We start from the raw sequence: 20,336 nt of genomic DNA on the forward strand, positions 1-20,336 counted from the left end.
TGGTGGGGGCGGGGGGTGGGCGGTGCGGCGTCAGGTGACGTCGCGGCGGCGGATCAGGAACACGGCGAGCGTCGTACTGAGGGCGAGGTAGGCGAGCAGTACGACGACGGCGACCGGTGGGGACAGGTAGTCGACGACGCCCGGCGTACCGCCGTCGCCTTGGGTCGGAGCGCCCAGACCGGCGACGACCGAACCGCTCGCGGAGCCGAGCAGGACGGTGCGCACCGGTTCGAGCGCGGGGAGGATGGTGGCCAGGCCGGACACGGCGTTCTCCAGGCCGAGGGTCCAGAGCAGGCCGACCGCGAGTGCCACGCTCGTTCCGCGGAACAGCACGCCGAGCGCTGCGCCGACACTCATCCACGCGGCGGAGATCAGCGCGGCCGCGCCGACTGACGCGAGCAAGGTGGTGACACCCGGCCAGTTGGCCGGCTGGGACTCGACCGCCGCGATCACGGCCGCGGCGACGACCGACGCGAGCGAGGCCGCCAGCGCGATCGCGGTGGCCGCGAGGACTCCGACGACGAGCTTGGCGAGCACGACCTGGGTCCGGCTGGGGCCTTGCGTGAGCCGGGCGGTCCAGGTGCTCCAGCGGTACTCCGAGCCGGTCACCAGGACGCCGAGGATCAGCATGATCGCGCCGCCGAAGAGCGGGTAGCTGCTCAGCGAGGTGGCGCCGACCTCCGCGGGCAGCAGGATCTCGAGCAGCCCGTTCCGGCTGGGGTCGGCGGGGTCGAGCACGCTGTAGACGATGTACGGGATCGCGAAGGCGAAGCCGATCACCATCAGCACCCAGGCCGCGCCGATCACCACCGGGGCCAGGCGTTTGCGCATCAGCAGCAGCTCGGACGAGACCGCGTCGATCATGCCGTCACCCCCAGTCCGCCGGTGCCGTCGTTGGTGTCGTCGTGCTCGGTCAGGGCGAAGAAGACGCCCTCCAGGCTTTGCTTCTCACGGCGCAGCTCGTGGATGTCGACGCCGGCCGTGACGAGGGCCCGGACCAGACCGGGGATGTCGTCGGGCGCCGGAGCGACCCGCCAGTGGCGCTCGTCCGGCTCGCCGACCTCGACCGGCTCCGTCCCGGCGTACTGAGCCAGCACCGACCGCGCCTGCGCCGACGGTGCCGCCCAGAGCTCCAGGGCACCGCCGCCCGGGCGGTTGCGGATCGCGGTGACGGTGTCGTCGGCGATCACCAGCCCGCGGTCGATCACCACCACCCGGTCGCAGATCTGCTGCACCTCGCCGAGCAGGTGGGACGACAGCAGCACCGTGCTCCCGGCGGCCCCCAGATCGCGGATCAGCGTGCGCATCCCGGCGACGCCTTCGGGGTCGAGGCCGTTGGTCGGCTCGTCGAGGATGAGCAGCGGCGGGCTGCCGAGCAGGGCGGCCGCGACACCGAGCCGCTGGCCCATCCCGAGCGAGTAGCCGGCGAACCGGTCGCCGCCGCGGTCGCGCAGGCCGACGACGTCGAGCACCCGGTCGACCTCGGCGCGCGGCAAGCCGGCGGCTCGTGCCAGGACCTCGAGGTTCGTCCGGCCGGACAGGTGTGGGACGAAGGCGGGTGTCTCGATCAGCGCACCGGTACGGCGTAAGGCCTCCGGGCTGCCCGGCCTCGCATCGAGCACCCGCACCTCGCCGGCGTCGGGCCGGACCAGGCCGAGCAGGATCCGCAGCAGGGTGGACTTGCCGGCGCCGTTCGGCCCGAGTACGCCGTACACCTGGCCCGGGACGACCTCCAGGTCGACCCCGCGCAAGGCCTCGACGGGGCCGAAGGACTTGCTCACCCCGGACACCCGGACGACCGCCCCGGACCGGGGCGCGGGTGGTTCGGGCTTCACCTGCGCCATCTGCATTCCCACGCCGCTTCCTCCCCAGGAATCCGATTCAAAAGGCAACGATCAAGCCGGAACCTCGGCTTCGATGGAGGCAGACGCTAACAGCGAACCCAGGCCTCGGGAACCATCTGACAGATGAAATTTAAGCGCTAAAAGTTGATGACTATCCGCGATGGAAACGCTCGCTGGTCAGGTCGCTCGACGGTCGGGAAACCCCTGGAAAACAGGCGTTTTCAGGCCGGGCACCGACCCTCGGCAACCAAATAGTGAGACTTCCTTCATCACTACTTTGGGTCAGCTACTCTGGAGTCACCCGTGTTTTCAAACGCTCATTTCAGGGAATGCACGGCAGATTTTTTTCCGCCAGCTTTTCGAGCAGCACTGAAACCGGGGGGAAAGTCTGATACTTCCTCAGTGTTCTCTCAGCATCGGCGATTTCCCGCCGCTACGATGACCGGCATGCTCATCGCCCGCCGAGGTCTGGCCACCGTGATCGACTACTCCGCCGTGGCCGGCGCGCTCGGCGTACTGGCCGCCGTGACCCTGCTGCGCCGCTCCCGCCAACCCGCCGGCGAGCGCCGTGACCCCGACCCGGCCACCCTCCGCCTGATGGTCGCGGCCGGCGTCACCGTCCCATTGTCCTGCGCCCTGGCCGTCGCCGACGCGACCGGCGGCACCCCAGGAAAACGAGCCCTCGGCCTGACCGTCGAGGACGCCACGTCCGGCTCCACCCCGACCTTCCAGCAGGCGCTCGTCCGGTCCGCCCTCAAGACCGCGATCCCGTGGGAACTGGGCCACCAAGCAGTCTGGGACTTCCGCTCCGGCCACACCCGCCGAGGCTCAGTCCTCGCCGCCGGCGCCTACCTGGCCCTCGGCGCCCAAGCCGCCGCCATCCTCCGCAACCGCCCGACGTACGCCGACCGCCTCGCCAACACCCAGGTCCACGAACGCTGACCCCGTCCGCGGCTCATCAGACCATGTGTCGGTGGGGTCCGGCAGGATGTTTTCATGGTGGTGCTGAGTGCGAAGGCGATCAATCGGGCGACGTTGAGCCGGCAGCTGTTGCTCGAGCGGGCCGAGGTCGGGCCGGCTGAGGCCGTACGGCGGCTGGCGGGGATGCAGGGGCAGGAGCCGAAGCATCCGTACGTCGGGTTGTGGACGCGGCTCGACGGGTTCGCCGACGCGGAGCTGACGGCGGCGGTCGAGGCGCGGGAGGTCGTGCGGGCGACGCTGTTCCGCGGGACGCTGCACCTGGTGACGGCCGAAGACTACCTGCGGTTCCGGACGACGCTGGCGCCGGTGCTCGAGGCCGGGCTGAAGATGCTGAAGGAGCGCGGCGAAGGGCTGGAGCCGGACAAGGTCGTCGCGGCCGCACGGAAGCTGCTGACGAAGGAACCGCTCACGTTCACGCAGGTGCGGGACGCGCTGCAGGAGCAGTTCCCGGCGGTGAACGACCGCGCCCTCGGGTTCTGCACGCGGATGATGGTGCCGCTGGTGATGTACCCGACCGACACCCGCTGGGGCTGGCCGGCGAACGCGCGGTTCACCCCGGCCGAGCAGTGGATCGGCCGCAAGCCGTTCCTCGGCGCCGTACCGGACGAACTGGTCATCCGATATCTGGACGCCTTCGGCCCGGCCACGCCCGCGGACTTCCAGACCTGGTCGGGCCTGCCGTCGGCCAAGGCGCTCCTCGAGGACGCCGAGCTGGAACGCTTCGAGGACGAGGACGGCCGCACGCTGTACGACGTACCAACAGCTCCCCGGCCCGATCCGGAAACCCCGGCCCCGGTGCGGTTCCTGCCCGAGTTCGACAACCTGCTGCTCGCGCACGCCAAGCGCGAACGGGTGATAGCCGACGCCTATCGCCCGGCGGTGTTCACGAAAAACCTGCGGGTGAAGGCGACGTACCTCGTCGACGGGCAGGTCGCCGGGCTGTGGACGGCCGAGAAGAAGCGCGCTGTGGCGACTCTCACGCTGACCCCGTTCGAGCCCGTGACCAAGCGCGTGAAGACCGCGCTGGAGCGTGAAGGCGAGGCGTTACTACGGTTTCTCGAGCCCGATGCGAAGACCTACGGCGTGGTTACGGCCGGTCGATGAGGTTGTTGTCACACGTCGGATGACTGGGCTGGAGACCCTCCGCCCAGTGAAATAGGCAGATGAGCACAGTCCCCACGATCACTCTGGACAACGGCGTCGAGATCCCTCAACTGGGCCTGGGCGTGTGGCAGGTCGACGACGGAATCGTCACCGGTGTCGTCGAGGCCGCCGTCGAAGCCGGTTACCGGCACATCGACACGGCCGCGGCGTACGGCAACGAGCAGGGCGTCGGTCGCGCGATCGCGGCCTCCGGCCTGCCCCGCGACGAGTTCTTCGTCACCACCAAGGTGCAGAACCACGACCAGGGCTACGACTCGACCCTGCGGGCCTTCGACCAGAGCGTCGCCAACCTCGGCCTGGAGACCGTCGACCTGTACCTGATCCACTGGCAGTGCCTGAAGCAGGACAAGTACGTCGACACCTGGAAGGCGATGGAGAAGCTGTACGCCGACAAGCGCATCCGCGCGATCGGCGTCTCCAACTTCCACCTCCCCGCCCTGCAGCGGCTGTTCGACGAGACCGACGTCCGCCCGACGGTGAACCAGATCGAGCTGCACCCGGCGCTGCCGCAGGACGAGCTGCGCGCGTTCCACGCCGAGAACGACATCGTCACCGAGTCGTGGAGCCCGCTGGCCTCCGGCGAGCTGATCGGTCACCCGGTGCTGAAGGAGCTCGGCGGCAAGCACGGCAAGTCGCCGGCCCAGGTGATGATCCGCTGGCACCTGCAGCTCGGCAACGTGGTGATCCCGAAGTCGAAGACCCCGACCCGGATCGCGGAGAACATCGACGTCTTCGACTTCACCCTGGACAACCAGGACATGGCCGCGATCGCCGACCTGGAGACCGGTCAGCGCACCGGTGGCGACCCGGACACCCTCGGCTGATCAGCTGAGCCGCAGGAACTGCCGTAGTACGGGCGACTCGTTGGCCGGCGACCAGGCGACCGAGAGCCGCCACGGCGGCAGGTCGTCGGACAGCTCGCGGTAGACCACGGCCGCCGGGTCGATCGGTGGGGTCGGTGCGATCAGCAACGACACCCCGAGCCCGGCGGCGACCAGCGACACGATCGTCTGGACGTCGGCGCCCTGCTGACTGATCCGCGGCGTGAATCCGGCGGCCTGGCAGTAGCCGACGATGACGTCGTGCACGGACGGCCCGGTCGCCCTCGTGTAGAGGATGAAGTCGTCCGCGGCCAGGTCCTTCAGCGCGATCCGGCGCCGCTTCGCCAACGGGTGCTTGGCCGGCAGCGCGGCGACCAGCGGGTCCTCGGACACGACCTTCGACCGCAGCCCCGGCTCGCCGGCCGGGAACCGCAGCAGGCCGACGTCGATCCGGCCGTCGCGCAACGCCTCGGTCTGCCGGATCGTCGTCATCGTCTCCAGGTCGAGTACGACGTCCGGGTACGCCGTACGGAACGCCCCGAGCAGCCGCGGCAACGCCTCGAACGTCGCCGACTGCACGAACCGCAAGCGCAGCTTCCCGACCTCACCGCGCTGCGTACGTTGCGCGGTCCGGACGGCGTCGTCCGCGCGCCGCAGCAGGTCCCGCGCGTCGTCGAGGAACGCGGCCCCGGCCGCGGTCAGCACGAACCGCTTCTTCACCCGGGCGAACAGCTCGACGCCGAGATCCCTTTCCAGGGCAGCGATCTGGCGGCTGAGCGACGGCTGGGTCAGGTGCAGCCGGACCGCCGCGCGGCCGACGTTGAGCTCCTCGGCGACCACGACGAACGACTGCAACTGGCGGAGTTCCATGCACTAGATCATGCATCAGACGCATGAAGTAACGCCAGAACTTTCATTGGACGTATGAACACGCGCGAACCTACCGTCGAAGAGACGAAAGGAAGCACCGTGTACATCTACCCCGTCACCGTGATCGAGAAGGTCCGCCGCGAAGCCAACTCCGCACTGCCCAACGCGCCCGTCGTACCGGAGCTCGAGGTCCCGCGCCGCCATCCGCTGCGCGCCCTGCGCCGCTGGGCGCGACGCCCGCCGCGGGTCGTGTGCGAAGCTGATCGCCGTGATCGAAGTGCGCAGGTTGCGAGTACTGCGGGCCCTTGCTGACCACGGCACCGTGACGGCCGCCGCCGAGGTCCTGCACCTCACGCCGTCCGCCGTCTCCCAGCAGCTGGCCGCCCTCGAGTCCGAGGTCGGCCAGGAACTGCTGGAACGCCGCGGCCGCCGCGTCGCGATCACCTCGGCCGGCCGCCTGCTGCTCACCCACGCCGACACGATCCTCACCGAGGTCGAACGCGCCGAGGACGCGATGCGCCTGTACGCCGACGGCACCAACGGCGAACTCCGCATCGCCTCCTTCGCCACCGCGATCAGCCTCCTGGTCGCGCCGTCACTGGCCCGCCTCCGCGACACCACCCCCGGCCTCCGCCTCGTCGTCCAGGACGCCGAAGGCCACCAGGCCCTCACCCAACTCCTCGACGGCGAGGTCGACCTAGCCGTCACCGTCGAACACCGAGGCTCCCCCCGCCCCACCGACGACGACCGCCTCACCCTCACCCCTCTGTACGCCGAGCCCTTCGTCGCCGTCCTCCCCCCGACCCACCCCGCCGCCGCTTCCCCCACGGTCGACCTCACCGCCCTCGCCACCGACGACTGGGTCATGACCTCGGTCGGCAACCCCATCCGCGACGTAGTCCTCCTCGCCTGCGAACAAGCCGGCTTCCAGCCCCGCATCGTCCACACCTCCGACGACTTCCGCTCAGTAGCCGCCCTCTGCGCCGCCAACGCCGGGGTCTCCCTGGTCCCCCGCCTGACGCTCCCGCCGACTACGCCCGCGGTGATCCGGCCCTTGCAGCCCCCGACTCCCACCCGCCGAGTCCTGATCGCCACCCGGCGGGCGCGAGCCGACCACCCTTTGATCACCGCCACCCTCAAAACCCTCGCCGAAACGGCGGCCCAACTGGAGTTCTGAGAGCAGCTTCCGTACGACGTCGGCGCGTGGGTCGACCTGGCGCTCGTAGAGCGTGATGGCTCGGTGCCAGTGGGCCGTTGCTTCGGTCGGACTGCCCTGCGCCGCGAGGACCTGACCGAGAGGTTGGAGGAGTGCCGCCTCACGGTTCTCCTCCGGGAAGCGGGCTGCGAGCTCCAGACCGGTACGAAGGGTTCGCTCGGCCTCGGCGAGATCTCCCGAGGCCAGCAGGGTGGTGCCGAGCTCGATCAGAACATCGGCTTCCAGGACCTGCTTGCCGAGCTCCCGGACGGCGCGCAGGTTGTCGCGCAGGATGGCCGCTGAAGCGTCGTAGCGACCGCTGTCTCGGTACGAGTGGCCGATCATGCTCTTGTGGATGACGGCCGGGGCGGGAGCAGATAGTTCGGACATCAGCGTCAGCGCACGGTCGAACGCCGTCCACTGCCGCTCCAGGTCACCGGCCAACCCCGCCAGCGAGCCGACGGCAACGTTGGCGCCGACCTCGAACTTCGCCAGCTGGGACTCCACCACGGCCGCGAGGCCCTCCTCGCACAGCGGCATCCCCTCGGCCGGTCGTCCAAGACGTCCCAGCCCGTAGCCGATGTCGATCAGGCAGGCCGCGACATCGGCAGCCGACTCCCGTCGACGCGCGTTCACCAGCGCCTGCCGCAGCCATCGGCCGGACTCCTCGTACAGTCCGGCGGCGGAGGCCAGCGCTCCCGCCGCGTAGAACAGGCCGAACTCCAGTTCCTCCGGCAGGCCGTCCGAGTGCTCGAGAGCAGCGGCCACCGTTGCCCTCGCCTCGGCGAACCTCATTAACGCGATCGAGAGCGGCAGCATCCCCAACGCCAAGCGCACCACCGCAAGTCGTTCGCCGGCCTCGCCCGGCGCGGCGGTTCGCGCCAGTCGTACGACGTTCGGCAGCTCGGACCCCAGCCAGTCCTCGGCCAGCTCGAGATCGTCCAGATCCTCGGCGCCCAGCGACCAGGGGATGCCCGTTCTCGAGCCGTACACCTCTTCGCGGCCCCGTAGCTCCTCCCAGCGCCACAGCGTCGAGACGTAGCAGGTCAGTTCGCGGGAGCGGGCGTCCGCGACCGTCGACCCGGGCAAAGTGGTTGCCGCGAGCATCCGTCCGGTCTCGCGGACCAGGTCGTGCATCCAGTACTGGTGGAGCGCCGGTGTCTCCAGCAGGTGGACGTCGACCAAGCGCTCCAGCAGGTCCTCGGTGTCGTCGAGAGACCGATCGATCACAGCGGCCGCGGCGCGCAAGGGGAACCGGTCGCCGTCCAGCAGGGCGAGGACGGGAAACGCCTCCGCGGCCGCGGACCCGATGGGATCACCGGCGTACCGCAGGTGGTCGAGCGACAGCGCGATGCTCTGGCCGACCTCCGCGGCCGGACCGGTCAGGAGTTGCAGCCGCCCGCGGTGCTTCGCCAAGCTGACCGCGACATCGTCCAGGCCGGTGGTCCGCGCCCGGCCACCCGCGATGCGGATCGCCAGTGGTAGCAGCCCACACCGACGGACGATGTCGAGCCCCGTCTCGCGTTCCGCACCCTCCAGTGGCTGGCCAACGACTTCGGTCAGCAGTTGGAGGGCCTCGGCTTCGGTCATGACCTCCAGCGCGAGATGCCGCACCCCGGGCAAGGACGTCAGCGGGTGTCGACTCGTCATCACGACCACCGCTCCCGGCGTACCGGGCATCAGCAGGGCGACCTGGTCGACGCTCGCGACGTCGTCCAGCATCAGCAGGATCCGCCGTCCGGCCAGCGCGGTGCGATAGCGAGCAGCCGTCGCGTGACCATTGTCCGGGATCCCCGTCGCAGGCAAACCGAGGCTCAGCATCAACGCTGTCAGAGCGTCCGTGGGTGTGAGCGGTTTCTCGCCGCTCCCCCGGAGATTGAGGTACAGCTGCCCGTCCGGGAACTGGTCGACAGCACGGCGTGAGGCCTGCACGGCGAGCGTCGTCTTGCCGACACCCGCCATGCCACCGATGGACGAGATCACGATCCCCGGAGCGGCGGCGTGCGGAGAACGCAGCAGCTCGACGAGACGCCGGAGCTCGTCCGCGCGACCGGTGAAGTCGGCGACCGCCGGCGGAAGCTGACGGGGTATGCCGAACGCACGTTCCCGGGGCTTGTTGGGCCGCCGGGCCGCCGTTGCCAATCGCTGACGATCGTCGCGGCTCAGCCGCAGAGCATCTGCCAGCTGTCCCACGGTGCTGATCCTCGGCGCCGTCCGTCGCCCGCCTTCAAGGGCGCCGATCGCCACCGCGCTGAGCCCAGCGAGCTCTGCCAGCCGCTCCTGGGTCAGGCCGGTGGTCGTGCGGAACTCGCGGAGTAGCTGGGCGAAGGGCGGGCCGCTGGTCACCCGGTCATCTTGGGCCGGGTCGAGCCGAGGCGCCAGTCAGGTGCGGACTGCGTCGTACTGGAGCCTCGCGTCCTGGACATCCGGGACCTTTGACTCGACCCACTCCGTGATGCTGCGGACATGCGTGGCCGCCTCCACGCCCAGCGGCGTGAGCGAGTAGTCGACGCGTGGCGGGATCACCGGTTGGGCGGCGCGGTGGACGAAGCCGTCGCGTTCCAGGGCTTGCAGGGTTTGGGCGAGCATTTTTTCGCTGACGCCGCCGATGTGGCGGCGGAGTTCGCTGAAGCGGTACGAGCGGTCGAGGAGGGCGATCAGGACCAGGACGCCCCAGCGGCTGGTGACGTGTTCCAGGATGACGCGGGACGGGCAGTCGGCGCGGTACACATCGGGCCAGGCGGCGGTCATGGAAGTCTCCTTACTCGAAGACCAGTACCTTACTTCAAAGTGGGTACTTTCGTAAAGTTAGTACCCCGATTACGGTGAGTGGTACAGGCACTCAAACCGGAGGAAGCGAACAGATGAGCATCGTTGTGACGGGGTCGACCGGAGCGCTGGGGCGGCTGGTCATTCAGGACCTGCTGGCGGCCGGGGTGCCGGCCGGGGAGATCAAGGCCGTTGCCCGGAGCAAGGAGAAGGCGGCCGGCCTGGCCGAGCGGGGTGTTCAGGTCGTGATCGCGGACTACGACGAGCCGCAGACGTACGCCGACGTCTTCGCTGCCGGCGACCGGGTGCTGCTGATCTCGGGCAGCGAGCCGGGCCGGCGGATCCCGCAGCACCAGGCGGTGATCGACGCCGCCAAGGCCGCGGGCGTCGCGCAGCTCGCGTACACGGGGATCTTCGGCGGGCCGAAGGCGGACTTCCTGCTCGCCGCGGACCACCGCGCGTCCGAGCAGGCGATCCTCGACTCGGGCCTGCCGTACACGTTCCTCCGCAACAACTGGTATGTCGAGATGCTGACCAGCGATCTGGCCGGTGTCGTCGAGCGGGGTGCGGTCGTCAACGGCGTCGCGCCGGGCAGCCGGATGGCGACGGCGACCCGCGAGGACTACGCGGAGGCGGCGGCCGTCGTACTGCGGACCGACGGGCATCTCAACCAGGCTTACGAACTGGGCGGGGACGTCGCGTGGACGTTCGACGAGTTCGCCGCCGAGATCGCCGGGCAGGCCGGGAAGCCGGTCGTGCACACCGCGCTCAGCCACGACGACAACCTGGCGCTCCTGGTCAAGGTCGGCGTCCCCGAGGGCTTTGCGCACGTGCTCGCGGACGTCGACGACGCGATCTCGCGCGGAGCACTGGCCGGTACGCCGGGCGACCTGTCCCGCCTGATCGGTCGCCCGACCACGCCGCTCGCGGACTCGATCCGCGCCGCCCTGAGCTGACACGACCGTCGACGCCAAGGACACCGGTACACCAAAGGGGGATCCGCGGACCGGCGCCCGCGGATCCCCCTTCCCCCAGGTCTCAGGCCAGGTGGGCCGCCGCCGAGCGCGCGATCGCCTCGAAGTTGGCGGGCTTGATGCCCTTGCCCATCTCGCGGAACGCGACCACCGACACGATCGCGCCCTTGCGCGTCACGGCGTACGGGAAGCCACCGTCCTCGCTGCCCTGGTCCGACGGCAGCGGGTAGTCGTACCAGCGGACGATCCGGGTCGCGTCGCCGACCGCGACCGCGCGGTCCTCGGTGATCTTGCGCGCGTGCGTCGGAGCCGGCCGGGCCGACTTGCAGGACGCGATCGTCTTCAGGATCTCCTCGTACGCCGCCTTGGCCGACGCCGCGTCCTTGTACCGCGTCAGCCACTGGCCGCCGGACGCGTCGAGCCCGTTGGTGTAGTTGCGGCTGAGCGCGCCGAGCACGCCGTCGCCGCGGGTCGATCCGCGGCCACAGATCGGCGTACTGGCGCTGCCGGCGGTCGCGGCCCAGCCGCGCTTGGGGTCGCCCTTGGCGACCTCGCCGCCGGTCAGCAGCATGGAGTTGGTCAGGCGGATCGGCTTGAGCGGTGTCGGTGTCTCCACTGGTTTTCCCGGAGTCTTGGTCGGCGTGGGTCCGCCGGTGGGGGTCGTGGTAGGCGTCACCGCCGGGGTCGCCGAGGGCGTCGCGGACGGTGTCTGGGTCGGCGTCAGGCTCGGCGCCGGCGTGTCGATCGAAACGGCCGGTCCCCCGGAACCGTCCGTTCCCGGCGTGTCGCTGCCGCACGCGACCAGCGCCAACGGCAGCACGGCCAGTCCGGCCGCGTACTTCCATCCCCGTACGGACATCTCGTCAACCTTCTGCTCGTCACTCCTCGACCAGATGGACGCTAGCGAGCACGGTTTGGTTCACCCCGGATATTGCGCCGGTTTCGTGTCTCAGTTCCCGATCACCGCGAGCACGGCCGCGTGGTCCGACGGCCAGACGCCGTCGACGGGTGCGGTGCCAGTACGCCGTACGCCGGTCACGCGCCCGAGCCCGTCGGCCTTCGGCGGACCGAGGTGGATGTAGTCGACCCGAGCGCTCGGGGTGAACGTCTTCGCGACGTACGGGTTGGCGGCGTCCCAGGTCGGCCCGGCCTCGTCGGCGTACTCCCACGCGTCGATCAGCGTCAGCCCCGGTACGGCGGGCGCCGTCCGTACGCCGCTGAACAGGCGGAGCTCGTCGGAGTCCGGTACGGCGTTGAAGTCGCCGGTCACCACCGGCGGGTGCTGATGCGGGCGCTCGGCAACGAACGCCGCGAGCGCGCGGACCTGGGCGCAGCGCACGGCCGAGGCGTGCAGCGGAGCCTCCAGATGCGTGGTGAAGAAGGGGATCCCGCCGGTCAGCGCGAAGAGCGCGTTGCGCCCCTCGGTCCCCGGCAGCTCCAGCACCGCGGGCTCCACCAGGGGCTGCCGGCTCAGCAGAGCGTTGCCCACGGCAACCGATGGGTCGCCGCCACGTCGTTGCCACAGCTCGGGCCTGCTCAGCGGCGCGAACGCCCAGTGCATTCCCAGCTCGGCCGCGATCAGTCCCGCCTGGTTCTCGTCGTCCGTCGCCCAGACCTCCTGCAGCCCGATCAGGTCGGCGTCGGCCTCCCTCAGGACGGCGAGGATCGCCGCCGCGCGGTCCTCCCAGGGCCCGAAGCGCCACCACAGGTTCCAGGTCAGGACCTTCAACCGCGGCGGCGTCCGTCCAGGCCGAGAGTGGAGAAGCGTGCGATCAGGCTCCGCGGCACGTAGCGCGCGCCGGCAGAGATCAGCTTGTAGCGCCAGGTCGGGATCGAGATCGCCTTGCCCCGCATCAGGTCCTTCCAGGCCTCGTCGACCAGGTCGGTCGCGTCCAGCCAGAGGAACGACGGGACGACGGTCTTGTCCATCCCCATCCGCTCGTGGAACTCGGTGTGCACGAACCCCGGCGCGAGCGCCATCACCGCGACCCCCTTGGCGTGCAGCTCGATCGCGAGCCCGGCGGAGAAGTTCGTCACCCAGGACTTGTGCGCGCTGTACGTCCCGCGCGGCACGAACCCGGCCACCGACGACACGTTCACCACCGCGCCGGATCCCCGCTCGATCATCGGCAGCACCGCGGCGTGCGTCAGCCGCAGGACGACGCGCACCAGCAGGTCGAGCTGCTTCTCCTCCTGTTCGACCGGGTTCGCCCAGAACGGCTTCTTCTGCCCGAACCCGGCGTTGTTCACCAGCACCTCGATCGGCCCGTCCGCGAACCGCCGTTCGACCACCGCCAGCTCGGCCGGGTCCGTGAGGTCGGCCGCCAGCACCTCGCACGCCACCCCGTGCAGCCGGCTGATCTCGGTCGCGACCTCCTTCAGCCGGCTCTCGTCCCGAGCCACCAGCACCAGGTCGTACCCCTCCCGAGCCAGCTTGTCCGCAAAGGCCCGCCCGATCCCCGCCGTGGGCCCGGTCACCAGCGCAGTCGCCACGCCACTATCCCTCCGTCGGTGAATGCCCCCAGTCTGTCACTCCTTGACGGCTCCCGCGGTGAGGCCTTGGACGATGTAACGGCTGGCCACGGCGAACAGGATCATGGTGGGGATGATCGAGAGGACGGCGGCGGCCGACATCGAGCCCCAGTCGATGTTGTAGCTGGAGATGAAGCCGTTCAGCGCGGCCGGGACGGTCTTGTTGCTGTCGCTGTTGAGCAGCGTGACCGACAGGAACAGCTCGTTCCAGCAGTTCACGAAGTTGAAGATGAACGACGCGGCGATGCCGGGCGTCATCACCGGGACCAGCACCCGGAAGAGCGCGGACAGCCGCGAGCAGCCGTCGACCATCGCGGCCTCTTCCAACGAGGCCGGCACGTTCTCGAAGAAGCCCCGGAGCATCACCGTGCAGAGCGGGATCGAGACCGCGACGTACACGAGCACGAGGCCCGCGCGGCTGTCGACCAGGTACAGCCTGGTCATCAGGATGTAGAGCGACCCCAGCGCGATGAAGCCGGGGATCATCTGGGTGACCAGGAAGGCGCCCATCACGGCACCCTTGGAGACGAACTCGAACCGCGCCAGCACGTACGCCGCCAGCAGCGACACCACGGTCGCCAGCGCGGCCGCGACCAGCGACACGATCAGGCTGTTGCCGATGAACACCCCGAAGTTCGACTGCTCGAACAGCCCGGTGTAGTTGTCCAGCGAGAAGTCCGTCGGCCAGTACTTCAGCGGGTAGGCGAAGATCGACCCGGGGTCCTTGAACGACGTGACCAGGATCCAGTACAGCGGGAACACCGTGATCAGCAGGCAGATCCCGAGCCCGGTGAACTTCGCGACCTTGCCGGCCAGGGTCTGGTCGAGAATCATCCGGCCACCACCTTCCGTCGGGTGCGCGGGGTCCGGGTGCGGACCGAGAGCAGGTAGAAGATCGCGAACAGCAGCAGCACGAACACCACCATCACGCCCATCGCGGAGGCCCGGCCGTAGTCGCCCTCCTGGGTCACCTGGATCATGTACGACGTGACGATGTGCGTCTCGTTCGCGGGTCCGCCACCGGTCATGCCGAAGATCAGCTCGGGCGAGTTGAACGTCCAGATCACCCGCAGCAGCACGGTCAGCGCGAGCGTGGTCCGGATCGACGGGATCGTGATGCTGAACAGCGTCCGGACCTTGCCGGCGCCGTCGATCGCGGACGCCTCGTACAGCTCGTCCGGCACCGACTGCAGCGCGGCCAGGATCATGATCGCGAAGAACGTCACGCCGTACCAGACGTTCGCGGCGATCACCGCGACCATCGCGTACTTCGCGTCGGCCAGCCAGGGCACGGGCGTGTCGATCAGGTGCGTCTTCATCAGCAGGTCGTTGACCACGCCGAACTCGCCGTTGAACATCCAGCGGAACAGGATCCCGATCAGGAAGCCCGACACCGCCCACGGGAAGAACACCAGCGCCTGGTACGCACCGCGGAAGCGGAACTTCCGCCGCAGCCAGAGCGCCATCGTGAACCCGATCAGGAACTGCGGCACCAGCGACCCGACCACCCAGACGATCGAGTTGCGCACGGTGCCGCGGAACATCTCGTCGCCGACCAGCGTGCGGAAGTTCTTCAGCCCGACCCAGGAGGTGTCGGACAGGTCGTTCAGGTTGTAGTTGCGGAAGGCCATCGAGATGCCGTTCAGCAACGGGTAGTAGGTGAACAGCCCGACGAACACGATCGCGGGCAGCATGAAGGCGAGCAGCACCAGCGCGGTCCGGCCGCTGAAGCGCCGCCGTCCTCCGGCCGGGGGCCGCGAGCCCGCCGTACGGCGGGAGCTCGCGGCCGGCCGGGTGTCAGTCACGGCCATGAATCAGTTCCCGGCCCACTTCTTGGTCCAGTACGCGTCCCAGTCCTGCAGGATCTCGGCCGGCTGGGCCTTCCCGGTGATCAGCTTCTGCACGTCGGCGTCGGCCTTGTTGCCCCACTCGGTCGACCACGGCACGCCGCGCGGCTGGGTGACGACGACGTAGGTCTCCGGCGAGGAGTTCATCGCGACGTACGACGCCCACGGGCCGTCCTTGAAGAACGGGTCGTCGGCGGCCGACTTGAGGATCGGGACCAGGCTGTTCTCCTTGGAGAACGTCAGCGCGGGGTCGCCCGAGGTGAGGAACTTGACCAGCTTGACCGCCTCGGCCTTGTGCTCGCTGCCCTGCGCGACACCCCAGCCGGCGTTGGCCAGCGGCTGCGCGGCCTTACCGGTCGGGCCGACCGGCAGCGGCGCGGTGCCCCACTGGTCCTCCTTGATCGTCTTGGACTCGCGGACCGTGGCGATCACCTCGGGGTCCTGGAGCAGGAAGCCCGTCGTACCGGAGGTGAAGCCCTGCACCATCTCCGGGTAGCCCCAGCTGACCGAGGACGGCGGGGACGCGTTCTTGAACAGGTCGACGTACAGGTTCAGCGCGTCGACCGCCTTCGGCGACGAGAAGATCGTCTTGCCGCTGGTCAGCTTGAACGCGTTGTCCTTGTTGATGTCGTCGATCACGTAGCCGGAGATCACCGCGATCGCGTTGCCGGCGCCACCGAGCCCGCCGCGGAACGAGTAGCCGTACTTGTTCTTGGTCGGGTCGTTGATCTTCTTGGCCTGCTCGACCATCTCCGACCAGCTCTTCGGCGGCCCGGCGAACCCGGCCTGCTGGACGAGGTCCTTGCGGTAGAACAGCGACAGGCCGTAGAAGCCGTACGGGACCATGTACGACTTGCCGCCCTGCTGCGTCACGGCGAGCGCGTTCGGCGTCAGCGCCTGCAGGCCGTCCCAGTCCTTCAGGTCCGGGGCCATGTCGTAGATCCACTTGTTGGTCGAGAACGGCCCGACCGTGGTGTCGCGGACCTCGAGCACGTCGACGCCCTTGCCGGACTGCAGCATCTGCGTGATCTTCTGGTCGGCCTGGTTGGTCGGCGGCGAGATCAGCTGGACCTTGACGCCGGAGTTGGCCGCCTCGAAGTCGGCGATCAGCTTCTTCAGCAGCGCCGTACGGGTCGGGTTGGTCAGGCTCTCGACCATCTGGAGCTTGACCTCACCGCCGCTCTGGGCCTTCTCGGCCGGGCCGGGACCGCAGGCGCTGAGGACCAGCGTGGCGGCGGCGAGCGCGGCGGTCAGAGGTGCGAGCATCTGTCGGTGACGCATGGCGCTTCTCCTCAGGGGATGTGGGCCAGGAGCAGGGGACATCAGACGAATCGGTCAATCGTTGTCCGCACATTAACCGGGTTCGCGCGGGCTGGACAAGAACTCGCCGAAGATGTGACCGTAAGTGGTCTGAGGACTTAACATCAGTACGCCGGTACGTCGGCCGGCAAGGGGAGGAGGCGGCGATGGCGGCGACTGATCGCGCGCTGACCGGTCTGCGGCAGATGATCGCGTCCGGCGAGCTCGGCCCGGGGGCGAAGTTCCCGCCCGAGCCGGAACTGTGCGACCACCTCGGGGTGTCCCGCAGCTCGTTGCGCGAGGCCACCCGATCGCTGGCCGCGCTGGGCGTGATCGAGTCCCGGCACGGCTCGGGGACGTACGTGTCCGCGCTCGACCCGGCCGAGATCATCAGCCGGTTCTCGCTGTCGGTCGAGCTGATCCCGCTGGAAGGCGTGCTGCAGCTGCTCGAGGTCCGGCGGATCCTGGAGGCGCACGCGACCGCGGCCGCCGCCGCGCGGCAGGACCCGGCGCTCGCTTCAAGACTCGCGGACATTCTCGACCGGCTGGAGAAGACCACCGACGCCGCCGAGATCCAGTCGCTGGACGCCGAGTTCCACGGCGCGATCTGCGAGGCCGGCGGCAATCCGACCGTGACCGCGCTGACCGGTGTGATCCGCGGGCGCGGCGGGCACTACCGGATCTTCGAACCGGGTGCGGACTTCGACGCGATCAAGCGGACCAGCGATCTCGGTCACCGCGCGATCCTCGCCGCGATCGCCCACCGCGATCCGGCCGCGGCGGCCACCGCCGCGTCGGCGCACATCGCGCAGACCGAGCTGTGGCTGCGAGCGCTGCGGCCGGTGCCGCAGGTCGATCTGCCTTAGGCTATTGCGATCGCGACGATGCCGGCCAGTACGACGGCGCTGCCGATCAGTCTGCGTCGTGCGTCTGCTTCACCCAGGACCAGCCATGCGGCCAGACCACTGAGCACGATGCTCACCTCGCGCGCCGGCGCGACCAGGCTGACCGGCGCGAGGCGCATCGCGTACAGGACCGTCAGGTACGCGATCGGCGACAGCAGTCCGACGGCGAGGATCTCGCGCCAGTTCTCCTTCCAGAGCAGGCGGAGCGGCTCCGGCTTGCTCAGCACCTGGGGTGCGAGCAGCAGACTCTGCAGGATCGACGCGGCCCCGAAGTAGATCAGCGGCGGCACGGCCAGGTCGGTCACGGAGAACGCGTCCCACAGGGTGTACGCCGCGATCAGCGCGCCGGTTGCCACGCCGTACACGATGCCGGCCTTCACCCCGCCACGCGCCGATTGTTGCCTACGGCCACCACTGATGCCGAGCACGCCGGCGATGATCAGCGCGGCGCCGATCAGGCCGAGCACGCCGGGCCGCTCGCCAAGGAGGAGCACGGCGAAGGCGACCGACAGCAGCGGGCCGGTTCCTCGGGCGACCGGGTAGACGACGGAGAGGTCGCCGACGTCGTACCCGCGTTGCAGGACGATGCCGTAGCCGATGTGCAGCACGGCCGTGACCAGGGCCGCGACGAGCCAGTTCCAGTGCGGGTGCACGTCCGAGGTGATCAGCGCGATCACGAGGGCGGGGAGCAGGAGGATACTGGCGGCCGTGTAGTAGGACCAGACGAACGCCGCGCCGCCACGTCGTACACGCTTGGCCGCGAAGTTCCAGGCGGCGTGCAGGACGGCGGCACCGAGGACCAGGGACAGAGCTGTTGAGTTCACCGCCTGACAGTCTCCCACCGGCTTCGATTGCCCGGAAATTACTTTCTGATGTCGAGATCTTGCAACGATCCGTCGTGCAGCCGTACTGTCCGGGCACCAACGTCCGAGGGGGTCCCCTTGTCCCACCACCCGAGGTTCCGTCGCCGCCTGGCGGTGACCAGCGTCGTGATCGGCGCTTTGCTGTCCGGTTCGGCGCTGACCGCCAGTGCTGTCAGTCGCCCGGCTCCCCGTGAGACGCGCGCCGGCCTCGACCCGGCGCTCGTCCAGGGGCGCGGCGCGACCGTCCCGTTCGTTGAGCAGGAGGCCGAGAACGCCTACACCAACGGCGAGCGGATCGGCCCGAGCCGCGAGGCCTACACACTGCCCGCCGAGGCCTCCGGGCGGACCGCCGTACGGCTCACCGAGCGTGGCCAGTACGTCGAGTTCACGCTCACGCAGCCCGCGAACGCACTGACGCTGCGCTACAGCATCCCGGACACCGCGGACGGCGGCGGCCTGCGCGCGCCGCTCGACGTGACGGTCAACGGCAAGCGCAAGCAGACGATGACGCTGACCTCGGAGTACGCCTGGCTGTACGGGATGTACCCGTTCTCCAACGACCCGGATGTCGACCCGAACCCGGGCTGGTGGAAGCCGGAGCCGGACCCGGTGACCAAGCCGTTCCGGCCGAACCACTTCTACGACGAGCAGCGGCTGCTGCTCGGGAAGACCTATCGCGCGGGCGATCGGGTGCGGTTCGAGATCCCGCGGCACACGCCGGCGTCCTGGTACGTGCTGGACGTCGCGGACTTCGAGCTGGTCGCCGCTGCCAAGCGGGCCCCTGCTCGGTCGCTGGACATCCGGCTGTTCGGTGCTGATCCGACCGGGCGGCGGGATGCGGCGCCGGCGATCGATCGGGCTGTCGCGGCGGCTCGGAAGATCGGGTGGTCGGTGTTCATCCCGGCGGGGACGTTCCAGGTGAACCGGCACATCGTCGTCGACAAGGTGACGATCCAGGGCGCGGGGAACTGGTGGTCGATCATCAAGGGGTCGGTGCTTCCGTTGGCCGAGCCGGCGCCGGACAAGTCGGTGCACTCGGCGCCCGGGTTCTACGGGAAGTACGCCGCGGACGGTGGAAGTACGCGCGTGCACCTGGCCGACTTCGCGATCGAGAGCGACGTCCGGGACCGGATCGACACCGACCAGGTGAACGGCGTCGGCGGTGCGATCGGTGGTGGCTCGTCGATCCGCGGGCTGTACCTGCACCACACCAAGGTCGGGATCTGGCTGGACGGCCCGATGGACGGGCTGCTGATCCGCGACAACATCATCGTCGACCAGATCGCGGACGGGATGAACCTGCATCTCGGTGTTTCGAACGTCCGCGCGACGAACAACTTCGTCCGGAACAGCGGGGACGACGGGCTGGCGATGTGGTCCGAGGTGAACTCCGCCGGCCTGGTCAACCACAACAACGTCTACGACCACAACACGGTCCAGACGCCGGTGCTGGCGAACAACATCGCGATCTACGGCGGCCGCGACAACGCCGTCACCGACAACCTGGTCGCCGACCCGATCCGCGAGGGCAGCACGCTGCACGCCGGCTCCCGCTTCACCTCCACGCCGTTCGAGGGCAAGCTCGTCTTCGCCCGCAACACGACGGTCCGCGGCGCGCCCCGAGACCTCAACTGGGACCTCGGCCTGGGCGCGATCTGGCTCTACGCCCTCCAGTCCGACATGGAAGGCCAGATCGAGATCACCGACAGCTCGTTCCTCGACTCGACGTACAACGCCTTCCTGTTCGTCGTCGACTGGCCGGTCAAGGACGAGTACTCGCTGTCCAACGTCACGGTGAAGAACATCCGCGTCGACGGCACCGGCACCAACGTCGTCAACGCCCGCGTCGGCGGCTCCGCCACCTTCGAGAACGTCGACGCCCGCAACGTAGGAGCCCCCTTCATCAACAACTGCGGCACCTTCCACTTCAACGGCCCACCCGAGTTCGACGTCGACCTCCTCCAAGGCAACGACGGCAACTGGACCAACGCCACCTGGTGCGAGGACCGCCCACCCGTCGTACCTCCACCAGCACCGACCCCCTGGAACTAACCCCAGCCGCCGCGCCGCCTCTCCCCTCCGAGGCGGCGCGGCAAGCCCCACGTTTCCGCGGCCCCTGCGGCGCCCGCGAAGCGTGGCGCTCCAGGGCGACCCGCCTCCTCCCCCCAAACCTGTGCGAATCGAGCAGCGATCCCGCGCGAAGCGGGGTGCCGGGGGCCCACCGCCCCTCGCCGCGCCGCCTTGGACACCCCCGACCACGCCGCGGTTCGGC

Annotated in this window: 18 protein-coding genes and 1 pseudogene; 7 read left to right on the forward strand and 12 right to left on the reverse strand. The window is 69.4% G+C overall.

Annotated elements, in window-relative coordinates:
* Window positions 1-30: 30 nt before the first annotated feature.
* On the reverse strand, window positions 31-864 hold the full coding sequence (locus HDA39_RS27750) for an ABC-2 transporter permease (protein ID WP_184800031.1): 834 nt from the start codon (window positions 862-864) through the stop codon (window positions 31-33).
* Window positions 861-1,850, reverse strand: coding sequence for an ABC transporter ATP-binding protein (locus HDA39_RS27755; protein ID WP_238356995.1), 990 nt, complete (start codon window positions 1,848-1,850; stop codon window positions 861-863). The genes HDA39_RS27750 and HDA39_RS27755 overlap by 4 nt, the downstream gene beginning before the upstream one ends.
* A 441-nt stretch (window positions 1,851-2,291) precedes the next feature.
* On the opposite strand from HDA39_RS27755, the gene HDA39_RS27760 reads away from it, so the two are divergent.
* Genes HDA39_RS27760 through HDA39_RS27770 form a run of 3 tightly spaced genes read left to right on the forward strand, consistent with a single transcriptional unit; the run spans window position 2,292 to window position 4,813 of the window.
* On the forward strand, window positions 2,292-2,786 hold the full coding sequence (locus HDA39_RS27760) for an RDD family protein (RefSeq protein ID WP_184800033.1): 495 nt from the start codon (window positions 2,292-2,294) through the stop codon (window positions 2,784-2,786).
* 54 nt (window positions 2,787-2,840) lie between these two features.
* A complete protein-coding gene (locus tag HDA39_RS27765) occupies window positions 2,841-3,929 on the forward strand; it encodes a winged helix DNA-binding domain-containing protein (RefSeq protein ID WP_184800034.1) in 1,089 nt (362 codons plus the stop codon).
* A 59-nt stretch (window positions 3,930-3,988) separates the two neighbouring features.
* Window positions 3,989-4,813: an aldo/keto reductase gene (locus HDA39_RS27770; protein ID WP_184800037.1), complete on the forward strand. Its 825-nt coding sequence runs from the start codon at window positions 3,989-3,991 to the stop codon at window positions 4,811-4,813.
* Here HDA39_RS27770 and HDA39_RS27775 read toward each other — a convergent pair whose 3' ends face one another.
* Window positions 4,814-5,680 (reverse strand): LysR family transcriptional regulator, encoded by an 867-nt coding sequence (locus HDA39_RS27775; RefSeq protein WP_184800039.1) that lies wholly within the window; start codon window positions 5,678-5,680, stop codon window positions 4,814-4,816. It lies immediately after the preceding gene.
* 268 nt (window positions 5,681-5,948) lie between these two features.
* Here HDA39_RS27775 and HDA39_RS42570 point away from each other — a divergent pair, with 268 nt between their 5' ends.
* The gene (locus tag HDA39_RS42570) at window positions 5,949-6,857 is read left to right on the forward strand and encodes a LysR family transcriptional regulator (RefSeq protein WP_337925915.1); all 909 of its coding nucleotides are present in this window, start codon (window positions 5,949-5,951) and stop codon (window positions 6,855-6,857) included.
* A gap of 177 nt (window positions 6,858-7,034) precedes the next feature.
* On the opposite strand, the pseudogene HDA39_RS27780 reads toward HDA39_RS42570, so the two are convergent.
* Together HDA39_RS27780 and HDA39_RS27785 are read right to left on the reverse strand one after the other, a co-directional pair.
* Window positions 7,035-9,221: pseudogene (locus HDA39_RS27780) on the reverse strand (helix-turn-helix domain-containing protein); the annotation flags it as partial.
* Window positions 9,222-9,257: 36 nt separating this feature from the next.
* Window positions 9,258-9,626, reverse strand: coding sequence for a winged helix-turn-helix transcriptional regulator (locus HDA39_RS27785; RefSeq protein ID WP_184800043.1), 369 nt, complete (start codon window positions 9,624-9,626; stop codon window positions 9,258-9,260).
* A gap of 113 nt (window positions 9,627-9,739) precedes the next feature.
* Here HDA39_RS27785 and HDA39_RS27790 point away from each other — a divergent pair, with 113 nt between their 5' ends.
* Window positions 9,740-10,600 carry an SDR family oxidoreductase gene (locus HDA39_RS27790; protein ID WP_184800045.1) on the forward strand — a complete coding sequence of 287 codons (861 nt, stop codon included), beginning with the start codon at window positions 9,740-9,742 and terminating at the stop codon, window positions 10,598-10,600.
* A gap of 82 nt (window positions 10,601-10,682) precedes the next feature.
* Here HDA39_RS27790 and HDA39_RS27795 read toward each other — a convergent pair whose 3' ends face one another.
* From HDA39_RS27795 to HDA39_RS27820, 6 genes are all read right to left on the reverse strand, one after another.
* Entirely contained in the window at window positions 10,683-11,477 is a 795-nt protein-coding gene (locus HDA39_RS27795; protein WP_184800047.1) for a hypothetical protein, read from the reverse strand.
* Window positions 11,478-11,567: 90 nt separating this feature from the next.
* Complete coding sequence (locus tag HDA39_RS27800) at window positions 11,568-12,347, reverse strand: endonuclease/exonuclease/phosphatase family protein (protein WP_184800049.1); 780 nt, start codon at window positions 12,345-12,347, stop codon at window positions 11,568-11,570.
* Window positions 12,344-13,111 carry an SDR family NAD(P)-dependent oxidoreductase gene (locus tag HDA39_RS27805; RefSeq protein ID WP_184800051.1) on the reverse strand — a complete coding sequence of 256 codons (768 nt, stop codon included), beginning with the start codon at window positions 13,109-13,111 and terminating at the stop codon, window positions 12,344-12,346. The genes HDA39_RS27800 and HDA39_RS27805 overlap by 4 nt, the downstream gene beginning before the upstream one ends.
* A 36-nt stretch (window positions 13,112-13,147) precedes the next feature.
* Window positions 13,148-13,984, reverse strand: a complete 837-nt coding sequence (locus HDA39_RS27810) for a carbohydrate ABC transporter permease (RefSeq protein ID WP_184800053.1) — start codon at window positions 13,982-13,984, stop codon at window positions 13,148-13,150.
* Window positions 13,981-14,961 carry a carbohydrate ABC transporter permease gene (locus HDA39_RS27815; protein WP_184800056.1) on the reverse strand — a complete coding sequence of 327 codons (981 nt, stop codon included), beginning with the start codon at window positions 14,959-14,961 and terminating at the stop codon, window positions 13,981-13,983. Before HDA39_RS27815 ends, HDA39_RS27810 begins: the two co-directional genes overlap by 4 nt.
* A gap of 3 nt (window positions 14,962-14,964) precedes the next feature.
* Entirely contained in the window at window positions 14,965-16,278 is a 1,314-nt protein-coding gene (locus tag HDA39_RS27820; protein ID WP_184800058.1) for an ABC transporter substrate-binding protein, read from the reverse strand.
* Window positions 16,279-16,463: 185 nt separating this feature from the next.
* Between HDA39_RS27820 and HDA39_RS27825 the strand changes: the two genes are divergently transcribed.
* The gene (locus tag HDA39_RS27825; protein WP_184800060.1) at window positions 16,464-17,162 is read left to right on the forward strand and encodes a FadR/GntR family transcriptional regulator; all 699 of its coding nucleotides are present in this window, start codon (window positions 16,464-16,466) and stop codon (window positions 17,160-17,162) included.
* Here the strand turns inward: HDA39_RS27825 and HDA39_RS27830 are convergent.
* Window positions 17,159-18,025: an EamA family transporter gene (locus tag HDA39_RS27830; protein WP_184800062.1), complete on the reverse strand. Its 867-nt coding sequence runs from the start codon at window positions 18,023-18,025 to the stop codon at window positions 17,159-17,161. The genes HDA39_RS27825 and HDA39_RS27830 overlap by 4 nt on opposite strands.
* Window positions 18,026-18,178: 153 nt before the next feature.
* On the opposite strand from HDA39_RS27830, the gene HDA39_RS27835 reads away from it, so the two are divergent.
* Window positions 18,179-20,116: a glycosyl hydrolase family 28-related protein gene (locus HDA39_RS27835; protein ID WP_337925916.1), complete on the forward strand. Its 1,938-nt coding sequence runs from the start codon at window positions 18,179-18,181 to the stop codon at window positions 20,114-20,116.
* The last annotated feature ends 220 nt before the right edge of the window (window positions 20,117-20,336 follow it).

This window comes from Kribbella italica (assembly GCF_014205135.1).
Lineage (GTDB): Bacteria > Actinomycetota > Actinomycetes > Propionibacteriales > Kribbellaceae > Kribbella > Kribbella italica.